12 protein-coding genes, 1 rRNA gene and 1 other annotated feature are annotated in these 12,773 nt (G+C 48.9%); of the genes, 10 read left to right on the top strand and 3 right to left on the bottom strand.

What is annotated here, in order from left to right; genetic code table 11:
- Positions 1 to 111 (top strand): 23S ribosomal RNA (locus EDM60_RS28245); the annotation flags it as partial.
- A gap of 113 nt (positions 112 to 224) precedes the next feature.
- Here the strand turns inward: EDM60_RS28245 and EDM60_RS28240 are convergent.
- Complete coding sequence (locus EDM60_RS28240; RefSeq protein ID WP_122966897.1) at positions 225 to 1,274, bottom strand: YaaC family protein; 1,050 nt, start codon at positions 1,272 to 1,274, stop codon at positions 225 to 227.
- A 167-nt stretch (positions 1,275 to 1,441) separates the two neighbouring features.
- Here EDM60_RS28240 and guaB point away from each other — a divergent pair, with 167 nt between their 5' ends.
- Positions 1,442 to 2,902: an IMP dehydrogenase gene (guaB, locus tag EDM60_RS28235; protein WP_122966896.1), complete on the top strand. Its 1,461-nt coding sequence runs from the start codon at positions 1,442 to 1,444 to the stop codon at positions 2,900 to 2,902.
- 89 nt (positions 2,903 to 2,991) lie between these two features.
- Here the strand turns inward: guaB and EDM60_RS28230 are convergent, their stop codons facing one another.
- Positions 2,992 to 3,444, bottom strand: coding sequence for a hypothetical protein (locus EDM60_RS28230; RefSeq protein ID WP_122966895.1), 453 nt, complete (start codon positions 3,442 to 3,444; stop codon positions 2,992 to 2,994).
- A 202-nt stretch (positions 3,445 to 3,646) separates the two neighbouring features.
- Here EDM60_RS28230 and EDM60_RS28225 point away from each other — a divergent pair, with 202 nt between their 5' ends.
- From EDM60_RS28225 to aceA, 6 genes are all read left to right on the top strand, one after another.
- The gene (locus EDM60_RS28225; RefSeq protein ID WP_122966894.1) at positions 3,647 to 4,954 is read left to right on the top strand and encodes a D-alanyl-D-alanine carboxypeptidase family protein; all 1,308 of its coding nucleotides are present in this window, start codon (positions 3,647 to 3,649) and stop codon (positions 4,952 to 4,954) included.
- A 109-nt stretch (positions 4,955 to 5,063) separates the two neighbouring features.
- Positions 5,064 to 5,948, top strand: coding sequence for a pyridoxal 5'-phosphate synthase lyase subunit PdxS (gene pdxS, locus EDM60_RS28220; RefSeq protein WP_122966893.1), 885 nt, complete (start codon positions 5,064 to 5,066; stop codon positions 5,946 to 5,948).
- Positions 5,949 to 5,958: 10 nt separating this feature from the next.
- Positions 5,959 to 6,534 carry a pyridoxal 5'-phosphate synthase glutaminase subunit PdxT gene (pdxT, locus tag EDM60_RS28215; RefSeq protein WP_122966892.1) on the top strand — a complete coding sequence of 192 codons (576 nt, stop codon included), beginning with the start codon at positions 5,959 to 5,961 and terminating at the stop codon, positions 6,532 to 6,534.
- Positions 6,535 to 6,672: 138 nt separating this feature from the next.
- Positions 6,673 to 6,893: a binding site (T-box leader), on the top strand.
- 49 nt (positions 6,894 to 6,942) lie between these two features.
- The gene (serS, locus tag EDM60_RS28210) at positions 6,943 to 8,223 is read left to right on the top strand and encodes a serine--tRNA ligase (protein WP_063230253.1); all 1,281 of its coding nucleotides are present in this window, start codon (positions 6,943 to 6,945) and stop codon (positions 8,221 to 8,223) included.
- Between the two features lie 489 nt (positions 8,224 to 8,712).
- On the top strand, positions 8,713 to 10,320 hold the full coding sequence (gene aceB, locus EDM60_RS28200) for a malate synthase A (protein ID WP_122966891.1): 1,608 nt from the start codon (positions 8,713 to 8,715) through the stop codon (positions 10,318 to 10,320).
- A 33-nt stretch (positions 10,321 to 10,353) separates the two neighbouring features.
- Positions 10,354 to 11,643, top strand: a complete 1,290-nt coding sequence (gene aceA / locus EDM60_RS28195; RefSeq protein WP_122966890.1) for an isocitrate lyase — start codon at positions 10,354 to 10,356, stop codon at positions 11,641 to 11,643.
- A 79-nt stretch (positions 11,644 to 11,722) separates the two neighbouring features.
- Here the strand turns inward: aceA and EDM60_RS28190 are convergent, their stop codons facing one another.
- On the bottom strand, positions 11,723 to 12,091 hold the full coding sequence (locus EDM60_RS28190) for a hypothetical protein (RefSeq protein ID WP_122966889.1): 369 nt from the start codon (positions 12,089 to 12,091) through the stop codon (positions 11,723 to 11,725).
- 235 nt (positions 12,092 to 12,326) lie between these two features.
- Between EDM60_RS28190 and EDM60_RS29515 the strand changes: the two genes are divergently transcribed.
- Together EDM60_RS29515 and EDM60_RS28185 are read left to right on the top strand one after the other, a co-directional pair.
- Complete coding sequence (locus EDM60_RS29515) at positions 12,327 to 12,452, top strand: hypothetical protein (RefSeq protein ID WP_267901892.1); 126 nt, start codon at positions 12,327 to 12,329, stop codon at positions 12,450 to 12,452.
- A gap of 27 nt (positions 12,453 to 12,479) precedes the next feature.
- Positions 12,480 to 12,773: hypothetical protein (locus EDM60_RS28185; protein ID WP_148040615.1), on the top strand; the 294-nt coding region annotated here is incomplete at its 3' end.

Here is a 12,773-nt window from a genome sequence, read left to right as displayed (position 1 = left end):
CACAGCGCAAGCTGGTAAGACCCCTCATAGACGATGAGGTTGATAGGTTCGGTGTGGAAGCGCGGTAACGCGTGGAGCTGACGAATACTAATCGGTCGAGGACTTATCCACACATGCTTAGCAATCATGCGTATTCAGTTTTGAAGGAACAAGCAGAAAAGCTGTATTCCCGATTACTTTTGCGAGTAATGGAGAATGCAGCTTTTTTTGTATGAGAAAGAGGGTTACTCGTCATCGTTATCAAATGCACTGCCTTGCCAGGATGAAGAGTTATTTTGCCTGATCTGTTTCATAATAAACGTGGGATAAGCCGACTGATGATGTTCCAGAAAAAACTCAATGAGAAAACGTTCTGCCAGACCGTGTGACAAGACAAGCTCTCCCCACCACTCTGTTTCATATCTGCAAAGCATGCTCAACAAATACAGAAGCAGGTAATGGCTGGCCCAGTCAGGTAGAGGCAAAGAATCCGGAGAGCTATTCCAGAAGAAAAGACGGTGTTTATGCGAACGGAATAAAGGGTGTCGGTCCAGTTGCAGGAAGCTGGATCGAGGAAGGAGCAGCTGCTTGGAGTTCCCGTCTTGCCAGCGGAGTTCCAGTTGGAGATCGCCAGGTGAGACCCTGTTTATGTATTGGATAAAAGTCTGAGGAGAGTATGCCAAAGAGCCGTCTGTGATTTCGGGAAAAGCCACATGGAGCCACTGCTGCCTGTTAGAAGATTGGTTGGAAGCTTGTTTAGAAGGTGGCTCACATTCATGCCAGTCCAATTGCAGCCAGTGTTTTGGCTGTTCGGACAGTGTCGAGTAAGCATCACTGACCACGGGCATGGAAGAAAACAAGTCGTGCACCGAATAGCGATCCTGCATAGGGGAAAGATGAAACAGTTGCGCCAGCAAAGCGAAAAACCCTTCTTTTTGTGGGCGAACCTCATCTTCCAGTAGCAGGTACGTGTTTCTTTTCAGCTTTCGCGTAGTGACACCGTGCTGGAGCACTCGGCTGTTTTGCGGATACGATGGGTCGCGAGTCAAAAGCATTCCCTTTAACAGATGGGAGCATCCATAAAAGAGCAGCAACGGCTGGATGGACAGGTCTGCTTTTGCAGCAGTCGTATAATATTGCCTGGCTTGTTTCCACAAAAAGAGGAAGCGGGAGCTTTGGTGAAAGGCAAGACGCTCAGCATGCTCGAAGCCCATACCGTCGTAGCAGGCAGTCAAATATTTTCGGGCTGTTGGTTCTGTTTCAAAATAGCGGAACAGGTTCCATTCAGAGTTCATTGCAACCACCTTTCATTAACTTTCGTGATCTGATTATCCACACTCGTTATTTTTTTGATTTATCTGTCTAATACACTCTATACCCGAACGTTTTACACATTCCTTGACAGTAAATTATGCCGTTTGTTACACTGTCTTAAAATATTTGCCGAGAGGGGCTTTCTACTGTGCGGGAAGATAAATTTGTCAAAGAAGGACTAACATTTGATGACGTGCTGCTTATCCCAGCAAAATCCGAGGTTTTGCCAAGAGATGTCGATCTTCGGGTAAAGCTCAGCGAGACAGTTAGTCTGAACATTCCTTTGATCAGTGCCGGGATGGACACGGTAACAGAATCAGCACTCGCGATCGCGATGGCCCGCCAAGGCGGCATTGGCATCATCCATAAAAACATGACGATTGAGCAGCAGGCGAGCGAGGTAGATCGCGTAAAGCGCTCGGAAAGTGGCGTCATTACCAACCCGTTTTCTTTGAGCCAGGATCATACAGTAGCAGAAGCGGATGCTCTGATGGGCAAATACCGCATTTCCGGCGTGCCGATTGTCGATGAAGAAAAGCATCTTATCGGGATTTTGACCAACCGTGATCTGCGCTTTGTTCATGACTACTCGACACCAATCAAAGAAGTGATGACAAAAGACAATCTCGTGACTGCTTCTGTAGGAACAACGCTCCAGCAAGCAGAAGCGATTCTTCAAAAGCACAAGATTGAAAAGCTGCCACTGGTTGATGAAAACAATATTTTGCGCGGACTTATCACCATTAAAGATATCGAGAAGGCGATTCAATACCCGCAGGCAGCCAAGGACCCACAGGGACGCTTGCTGTGTGGCGCGGCGGTCGGTGTATCTGCTGATACGTTCGAGCGTGCAGCGGCGCTTGTACAGGCAGGTGTGGATGTCCTGGTGGTCGATACAGCACATGGACACTCCAAAGGTGTAATCGAAACCGTAAAAGCCATTCGCAAAGAGTATCCAAACTTGACGATCGTAGCGGGAAATGTTGCGACAGGACAAGCTACCCGCGATCTGATCGAAGCTGGCGCATCTGTTGTAAAAGTCGGTATCGGTCCGGGTTCCATTTGTACTACTCGCGTCGTAGCAGGTATCGGTGTACCGCAAATTACCGCGATTCACGATTGTGCCCAGGTAGCTCGCGAGTACAATATTCCAATTATTGCCGACGGCGGTATTAAATACTCCGGCGATTTGCCAAAAGCGATCGGCGCTGGCGCTTCTGCGATCATGATCGGCAGTCTGTTTGCCGGAACGGAAGAAAGCCCAGGCGAATTTGAGATTTTCCAAGGCCGCCGTTTCAAGGTATACCGCGGCATGGGCTCGATTGGCGCCATGAAAGCAGGAAGCAAAGACCGTTACTTCCAGGAGAACGAACAAAAGCTTGTTCCAGAAGGAATCGAGGGCCGCGTTCCTTACAAAGGGCCGTTGGCAGATGTGACCTACCAACTGATTGGCGGTTTGCGTGCAGGGATGGGTTACTGCGGAGCGAATACGATCGAGGACTTGATCCAGAACTCCCAGTTCGTCCGGATCACGGGAGCCGGCTTGCGTGAAAGCCATCCACATGACGTGCAAATTACCAAGGAGTCGCCGAACTACTCGATTTCTTAGTTTATAAGAAAATCCCCCCTTCTAGAAAGAAAGGGGGGTTATTTAATTTGTAGGCAAAAATTTAAAAACTGGTCGCAGTTAACGTACAGCTATCTTCTATAAATAGCGATTTCTCCGTCAGAGGCAATATTTCCTACTATCTTGAGGCGATAGTTCCCTGGGACGACAGATACTGGGTCGGTATAATCAGTATTGCCTTTTGGCGCAGTTAATCTTCCTAATTTAATTGTTTTCTCTACTTTTCCATTCTCGCTTAATTTTTCGATGTAAACTGTTACATCGCAGTTACTATTTGAAGCATCTAATCCAGCGTTAGCCTTTCCAAAGAGATGGAATGTGTCACGGCCAATATATGTACCTCCCTGTGTTACGCTGAAAGACCTCCAGTCAAGTTCAATGCTCATGGTACTAATATCCTTTTTAGTTTGCTGTTCCACTAGGGAATCGGTGTTCCTTTTTTCGACTGCGGCATGAGCAGAAACTGGATTCATAACAACCAAACCAAGAGCGAGTGAAGCAAAAGTGTATAAAACCTTATTCACGAGATAAGCCTCCTTAAATATTGAATATATTGCCATTTATACCATAATATAATTTAATTTCAATTATATTTTATATATCCAATCAATTACCTACTAATGAGTCTATTTGGACTTCAATGAGATCGTAATGGTATGTTAAACTTACACTTGGTGCTCAATTACCGTATGAATTTATGACAGAATTGGAGAGTGAGAAGAAACTATGAAGCGAACAATATGGAAAAAGCGACTGACAGGTCTGATCCTTTCTCTCGCAGTGTTTGCAACCGCAATGGGAGGAGCGGCGACGAAGGCCGATGCAGCACCTGCAGCCGATCTACAACTGGCAGCGAAATCTGCCATTCTATTAGAGGCATCAACAGGAAAAATATTGTACAGTATGAATCCAGATGCCTCACTGCCACCTGCCAGCATGAGTAAGATGATGGCGGAATACCTGGTGCAAGAAGCAATCAAGGAGAAGAAAATCAGCTGGGATGAGAAGGTGCCCGTAAGTGAGTATGCCTTCTATGTGGCAAGAATCTCCGATACGTCTGGCGTATACCTAAATCTAGGTGAGTCCTTCACAGTCAGAGAGCTGTACAATGCGATGGCTGTCGTTTCTGCTAATGACGCAACTGTACTGCTTGCTGAAAAGATTGCGGGCAGTGAAGCAAACTTCGTGCAGATGATGAACAAGAAGGCTGCAGAGTTTGGTATGAAAAACACGTCTTTCGTAACATCTAGCGGTTTGCCAGCCAACGAGTTGGGACCATATTCCGTTAAGACAGATCAAGTGGAAAACCTGATGTCTGCTCGCGATTCGGCCATCCTCGCTAGAAACCTGATTCGTGATTTCCCAGAAGCTTTGGAAGTATCCAAGATCCCACGGTTTACGTTTCGTCCCGGTTCTAAAAATGAGCTGAAAATGGCGAATAACAACTGGATGCTGCCTGATCTCCCGAATTACTATCAAGGTGTAGACGGATTAAAGACTGGTTATACCCAAGCAGCAGGCAATTGTTTTACTGGTACGGCCGTTCGTGATAACATGCGCTTGATTTCTGTTGTCATGGGAACAGACAGCAAAACAAAGCGCTTCGTAGAAACCAAAAAGCTTTACGACTACGGTTTCAGCAATTTCAAATTAACCAAGCAGTTGGACAAGAATGCTTCTGTAAAAGGCTTTGAAACTGCACCTGTAAAGAACGGGGTAGAACTGACAGTACCAGCAGTAACAGGCAGCGAAGTAAACGTACTGACCAAAATTGGCGGGGAAGCAAAATTCACCCCAACAGTTACCTTCCAAGACTTGAACGCGCCAATCAAGCAAGGCCAAGTAATCGGTAAGCTCGTACTGAAAGAAGAAGGGGCAAAAGACACCGATTACCTCCAGCCGGAAGACGCGGCAAAAGCAGGCGTGGATGTAGTGGCAAGCCAAGAGGTGGAAGAGGCGAGCTGGATTCGTTTGTTCTTCCGCAGCATCATTCAATTTTTCAGCAACTTGTTCAGTAGTGGAACAGGAAATTAAATAATAGTTGTTTTCCCCCTCATCTATCGTTTACAATGACGGTAACAAGGAACCATAACAGAGCATAACAGTTACGGTTCTGACTTCATGATGTAGGGGGAATTTTCATATGGTACAAGTAGGAACGTCCCGCGTAAAAAAAGGTATGGCTGAGATGCAAAAAGGCGGCGTTATCATGGACGTCGTAAATGCTGAGCAAGCAAAGATTGCTGAAGCTGCTGGCGCCGTAGCTGTTATGGCGCTGGAACGCGTACCTTCTGATATCCGTGCTGCTGGCGGAGTAGCCCGTATGGCTGATCTGGGCATTGTGGAGGAAGTTCTGAACGCTGTTTCTATCCCTGTTATGGCAAAAGCTCGTATCGGACATTTTGTCGAAGCCCGCGTATTGGAGTCAATGGGTGTAGATTACCTGGATGAAAGTGAAGTTTTGACCCCAGCCGATGATTTGTACCACATCAACAAAAAAGACTTCACTGTGCCGTTCGTATGTGGTGCGCGTGATCTGGGCGAAGCGCTTCGCCGCATCGGAGAAGGAGCTTCCATGATCCGCACAAAAGGTGAGCCAGGGACCGGGAACATCGTAGAGGCAGTTCGCCATATGCGCACGATGATGGCTCAAATCCGCAAAGTGCAGGCGATGTCTTACGATGAGCTGATGGCAGAAGCGAAAAATCTCGGTGCTCCATACGAACTGCTGGAACAAGTACATCAAACTGGCAAACTGCCTGTCGTGAACTTCGCGGCTGGTGGCGTAGCTACCCCGGCAGATGCGGCACTGATGATGCAATTGGGCTCTGACGGCGTATTCGTCGGCTCAGGTATTTTCAAATCGGAAAATCCGGAAAAATTCGCGCGGGCAATTGTCGAGGCAACTACCCACTACACAGATTACGAGCTGATCGCACGCGTATCAAAAGGCTTGGGCAGTGCGATGACGGGAATCGAAATTTCCAAAATTCGCGAAGCTGATCGCATGCAAGAGCGCGGCTGGTAAGGTGAGTCAAATGAAAATCGGTGTACTCGCGCTGCAAGGGGCTGTGGCAGAACACTTGCGCATGCTGGAGGAAGCAGGGGCGACAGCCGTTCCTGTCAAAAAAGCAGAGGAACTCGCAGACCTCGACGGATTGGTTCTCCCAGGCGGAGAGAGCACGACGATCAGCAAGCTGATGCATAAGTACGGATTCATGGATGCGCTTCGTGAGTTCGGAAGCGCCGGAAAGCCAATCTTCGGCACTTGCGCGGGAGCGATTCTCTTGGCCAAGCAGATTCAGGGGCAGGATGAATGCCATCTGGGGCTGATGGATATCAAGGTGGAGCGAAACGCGTTTGGTCGGCAAAAGGAAAGCTTCGAGGTGACAATGCCTGTAGCTGGTGTCGGTGCAGATTACCCGGCAGTGTTTATCCGCGCTCCTTACATCGTAGAAGTCGGAGAAAATGCTGAGGTGCTTGCCAAGTACGATGAAAAGATCGTCGTTGCCCGAAACGGTCACTACCTGGCGGCTGCTTTTCACCCGGAATTGACCGAAGATGCACGGCTACACAAATATTTCCTCGAAATGGTCAAAGAGTACAGAAGCTAAAGCCCACCAATAAACATCCTCGAAAGAAGATCGGCATGAACAAGATGCCGGTCTTTTTTTGTATGAAGATCATCGCGGAGTAGCCTTTACATACGTATAGAACCTGTAGTACAGTTAACAATAGAAGTATGCATGAATGAGAATGCGATGATGAGAACAAGTACCTCATGAAGAATCTGGTGCAGAGAGTCGGTGGTGGGTGCAAACCGATCCGGTCTGTGGGGGAATCCATCTCGGAGTGGCAAAGGAATGAACTTTGTCCGGAACCGTCCCGTTACGACGGATTGAGTGGATACATGTGCAGTCTTGGCGTGTATCAACGAGGGTGGCAACGCGGGTATACAACACTCGTCCCTTATGGGGACGGGTGTTTTTTGCATTTTATTATCGATTCGGAGGGATTCGAACATGTTGGACGTAAAAGTATTGCGTCAGGATTTGGAAGAAGTAAAACGCCGTTTGGCGCATCGCAACGAAGATATTTCCGCTCTGGATCAGTTTGCAGAAGTGGACGAAAAACGCCGTCAAGTCATTCAGGAAGCGGAAGCTCTGAAAAATAAACGCAACACGGTATCTGAGCAAGTAGCCGTCATGAAACGGAACAAAGAGAACGCCGACCATTTGATCGCGGAAATGAAAGAAGTAAACGAGCGCATCAAAGCGTTGGATGAGGAACTGCGTGGGCTGGATGAACAGCAGGAACTGATTTTGCTGAGCCTGCCTAACCTGCCACATGAAAGCACACCAATTGGTACTTCGGAAGATGACAACGTGGTGGCTTGGACGTGGGGCGAACCTCGCAACTTTGGTTTTGAGGCGAAACCACACTGGGAAGTGGCCAGCCAGGCTGGTATTCTCGATTTTGAAACGGCAGCGAAGGTAACCGGAAGCCGCTTTGTCTTTTACAAAGGACTGGGAGCGCGTCTGGAGCGGGCGTTGATGAACTTCATGATGGATCTCCATTCCAATGAACACGGATATGAAGAAGTCATCCCGCCATTCATCGTGAACCGCGCGAGCATGACCGGAACCGGACAATTGCCTAAGTTTGAAGAAGATGCTTTTAAACTGGAAGGTCCTGATTACTTCCTGATTCCTACCGCAGAGGTGCCAGTGACGAACATGCACCGCGACGAAATCATGGATGGAGCAGACTTGCCTAAATACTATACGGCATTCAGTGCTTGTTTCCGTTCGGAAGCAGGTTCGGCAGGGCGCGACACGCGCGGCCTGATTCGTCAGCACCAATTCAATAAAGTGGAGCTGGTGAAGTTCGTCAAACCGGAAGATTCCTACGATGAGCTGGATAAACTGGTGAAAAATGCGGAGAAGGTGTTGCAGCTGCTTGGACTGCCATACCGCGTGCTGAGTATGTGTACCGGAGATCTCGGATTTACTGCGGCGAAGAAATTTGACTTGGAAGTATGGATTCCAAGCTACAATACGTACCGGGAAATCTCGTCGTGCTCAAACTTCGAGGACTTTCAGGCTCGCCGTGCCAATATCCGTTTCCGCCGCGATACAAAATCGAAGCCGGAATTTGTGCACACTTTGAACGGATCGGGTCTTGCGATCGGCCGTACAGTAGCAGCCATTTTGGAGAACTACCAGGAACAAGACGGTTCCATCACCATTCCGGAAGTTTTGCGTCCGTATATGGGTGGGGTAGAAAAAATCTCCCCGAAATAAGCGCGCAAAGAACGCATAAAAGCATATGGAAAAGCAAAGCAGCCTTCTGATTCTAACGGGTCAGGGGCTGCTTTGTTTTTGCCAAAAAGAGCTGTAAATCAAGGACAAGGGCATGTTTTGATAAAATGTGTTCTAATACAGTGTGATTTTTTTGAAAATTGTGTTGCGCTGTATCAGTGTCTGTTATATAATAAAAACAAATTTAAAGAATATTGTTTTAATACAGATGTGGAGGGAAAGAAAATGGACTGCTATCGGTGTGAAGGAAACGGCGAACAAAATTGCCCAAGATGTGGAGGCGTTGGTCACGATGACAACGGAGCGGCTTGCCATCATTGTTTGGGAGATGGGCATGTGAGTTGCAGTCATTGCAGCGGCAGCGGATATCAGGATTAGATCATTTTTTTTGCGCCTACTGTACTATAATAACTTTTTAAAAACAAATCTGTATCATAATAATTCGGACGTTATCAAGGATGGTGACCAGTTTTGACTACGATTCCAACTAATCCATATCCGCTGGAGATTCAGATCACTGGCGAGATGCATTCCGGCTATCAGGATATCCTCACGCCAGAGGCGGTTCAATTTGTGATCAAGCTGGAACAAAAGTTTGGCGACAGAAGGCAACAACTGCTTGCCGATCGCAAGGAACGTCAGCTGAAAATTGATGCGGGACAACTGCCTGACTTTTTGCCGGAAACAGCAGAGATTCGCAACGGAGATTGGACGGTTGCTCCACTGCCGCATGATCTTTTGGATCGAAGAGTGGAGATCACCGGGCCATCTGGCGACCGCAAAATGGTGATCAACGCGCTGAACTCAGGCGCTCGCATGTTCATGGCGGATTTTGAAGATGCAAATTCGCCTACATGGGAAAACTCGATCCAGGGACAGATCAACATGAAGGACGCGGTTCGCCGCAACATATCATACACCAGCCCGGAAGGAAAACCGTACACCCTGAATGAGAAGACGGCTGTGTTGATCGTACGGCCGCGTGGCTGGCACCTCGATGAAAAACACATACTCCTTGACCAACAGCCGATTTCCGGCAGCTTGCTCGACTTTGGTCTTTATTTTTATCACAACGTCGATGCTTTGATCGCGAACAAGACGGCCCCGTATTTTTACTTGCCGAAGTTGGAAAGTCATCTGGAAGCGCGCCTCTGGAACGATGTGTTTGTTTTCGCTCAGGATGAACTGAATATTCCGCGAGGGACGATTCGCGCGACAGTGCTGATCGAAACGATTCTCGCTGCTTTTGAAATGGATGAAATTTTGTATGAGCTTCGCGAGCATAGTGCGGGATTGAATTGCGGGCGTTGGGATTACATTTTCAGCTACATTAAAAAGCTGCGCAATAACCCGGACGTCATTACTCCTGACCGGGCACAAGTGACGATGACGGTTCCGTTCATGAAAGCCTACACCACTTTGGCGGTGAAGACTTGCCACAAACGTCAGGCACCTTGCATTGGCGGAATGGCAGCGCAAATCCCGGTGAAAAACGACCCGGTCAAAAATGAAGAAGCGATTGCCAAAGTACGTGCCGACAAAGAGCGGGAAGCATACGACGGGCACGATGGTACATGGGTAGCTCATCCGGCATTGGTGCCAGTTGCCATGGAGGTTTTCAATCGTTTGATGAGAGAGCCGAACCAGATCTGGTATAAGCGCGAGGACGTGCAGGTGCAGGCAAGCGACCTTCTGGCTGTACCCGAAGGCACGATCACCGAGGAAGGCGTTCGTACCAACATCAGTGTCGGGTTGCAATATATCGAGGCATGGCTTCGTGGCTTTGGGGCTGTTCCGATCCACAATCTGATGGAGGACGCGGCGACGGCAGAAATCTCCCGTGCACAAGTATGGCACTGGATTCGTCATCGACATGGCGTTCTTCAGGATGGCAGAAAGATCACTGAAGGCTTGGTGAAACAGTGGCTGAGCGAAGAATTGCAGGCGTTGAAACAAGCGATTGGCCAGGAACGTTATGAAAACAGCAAATTTCAGGTCGCAGGCGAGCTTTTCTTGAGGCTGGTGACGGAAGACGATTTTGAAGATTTTCTGACTGTGCCGGGCTATCGCTATCTCTAAATAAAACAATAAAAATGGGTGGGGGAAACGAAAATGAGCAAACAAACAAAACAGGAAGCTATTCAACAGATCGAGCAAAGCTGGCAGGGCGAGCGTTTTCAAGGGATTACCCGGACGTACACGGCGGAAGACGTTTTCCGGCTGCGTGGTTCGGTTCAAATCGAGCACACACTGGCTCGTCTCGGAGCGGAGCGGCTGTGGAACCTGCTGAATACAGAGCATCATATCAAGGCGTTGGGGGCATTGACCGGGAATCAGGCGATTCAACAGGTAAAGGCCGGTTTGAAAGCCATCTACCTGAGCGGCTGGCAAGTAGCGGCTGACGCGAACCTTTCCGGACAAATGTATCCTGACCAAAGTCTTTACCCGGCGAATAGCGTTCCTCATGTTGTGAAAAGAATTAACCAGGCATTGCAGCGTGCTGACCAGATTGACCAGTCCGAAGGCGGCACAGATACGTATTGGTTTGCTCCGATTGTCGCTGACGCCGAAGCGGGCTTTGGTGGACCGCTGAACGTGTTTGAATTGATGAAAAGTATGATTGAAGCGGGGGCAGCAGGCGTGCATTTTGAAGATCAGCTGGCCTCTGAGAAAAAATGCGGACATATGGGCGGAAAAGTTTTGATCCCGACTCAGGCTGCTGTCCGCAATCTGATTTCGGCCCGCCTGGCAGCTGATGTCATGGGAGTACCGACTATCATTGTAGCTCGTACAGACGCTAACGGCGCTTTCCTGATCACTAGCGACGTTGACCCTCAAGACCAGCCGTTTTTGACAGGCGAACGGACGCCGGAAGGATTTTTCCGTCTGCGTGGCGGGTTGGATGCAGCGATTGCCCGTGGACTCGCCTATGCACCTTATGCCGATCTGATCTGGTGCGAAACGTCCGAGCCAAATCTGGACGAAGCACGCCGATTTGCCGAAGCGATTCATGCCCAGTATCCAGGCAAGCTGCTCGCTTACAACTGCTCGCCTTCGTTTAACTGGAAGAAAAAACTTGACGAGGACTCGATTGCACGCTTCCAGGAAGAGCTGGGCGAGATGGGCTACAAGTTCCAATTCGTGACGCTTGCGGGCTTCCATGCATTGAACTACGGCATGTTCGAGCTGGCACGTGGCTACCGCGATCGTGGAATGGCTGCTTACTCCGAATTGCAGCAAGCTGAGTTTGCCACAGAGGTGAACGGTTATACAGCTACTCGTCATCAGCGTGAAGTTGGTACCGGCTATTTCGATGAGATTGCACAAGTGATTGCAGGCGGAACTTCCTCGACCACAGCACTGACTGGTTCGACAGAAGAAGAGCAGTTTGCGCACCAGTAATCAATGAAACAAAAACGGACTAGGGGGAATGCCTCCTAGTCCTTCTTTTTTTGCCGATGGGTTTGTGTGCATCGCCATTCTATTTTAGGGTAAGCTGGATTTGCTGGTTGTTTTGACCTCCGCGCGACGAATTGCTTTGCCGCACGGACATTCCCCCTCCTGAGGATGGATTGGAGACTTCCAGTGCGATCCGGCTAGTTGTTTCGTTGAGGTGGATTTGCAGTGCTTCTGCGCTACCCGCTGGAATGAGCACTGTCTGATCGATGGGAGTGCCGTTTGTGTATGCGATGAGTGGTTCTTTTGTATCTGCGTCTTCCACCCTCAGGTTAAGGCTGCGATCGTTAGCGCTCCGGTTGTTAATCATGATGGTCAAAGAGGAATCGGTCCCTCTTCGCGACAGAACGAAGCGCGTTGTCGAGTAGTTGGAGGAATGGTTCGTCGATGCCATGTTTTGTCCCTCTCCTTCCTTAATACGGCTTCAATTGTTGGAATGATTGTTTTGCTGCAAAAGATTGAGGATGGTTTCGCGATTTTGCGTTTCTTTCTCCAGCAATTTCTGAAGCAAAGATTCGAATGAGCTGCCCCCTTCGATACAACCACAAGGAGAAGCGCTGCTTCCGCCTCCCTGGTTGGGTGGGCAAAAGCATTTGACTAACTGTAGCAATAACAGGAGCAGAACGGTGTTGTCGCTGAAGTTAATCAAAGTGCTGTTTCCTACCGTGAAGGAATTTCCGTTGGATATCGTATTGGCGGAGTTGTTGGCAGAGCTGGCGATCCCGTTTGCTGTGCTGGTCAGAGCGCTGTCGTGATTAAAAGTATTATTGGAAGTGCTCAGGTTGGCCGAGTCATTGCGGGCGCAGCTGGTAGAATCAAGGGTACTGTTGGCGTTGCTGTTGTTGTCATTTGTGGAAGAGTTATCTGCCGAACTGGTATTGGTCGTTGTGTTGTCGCCTGTAGTGGCTGTGGCATCGGTATCCGATGTATTGTCCGAGTCGCTGGTGCTTGTAGATGAATTGTCGCCCGTAGTGGAAGTGCTTGGCCCGGCGGAAGAGGTTGCATCGGTATCGGAAGAGTTGGTGGCATCGCTGTTGCTGGTGGACGAATTGTCGCCCGTAGTGGAGGTGCTTGGC

This window comes from Brevibacillus parabrevis (genome assembly GCF_003710905.1).
Lineage (GTDB): Bacteria > Bacillota > Bacilli > Brevibacillales > Brevibacillaceae > Brevibacillus > Brevibacillus parabrevis.
This window is presented reverse-complemented; position numbering and strand designations above follow the sequence as displayed.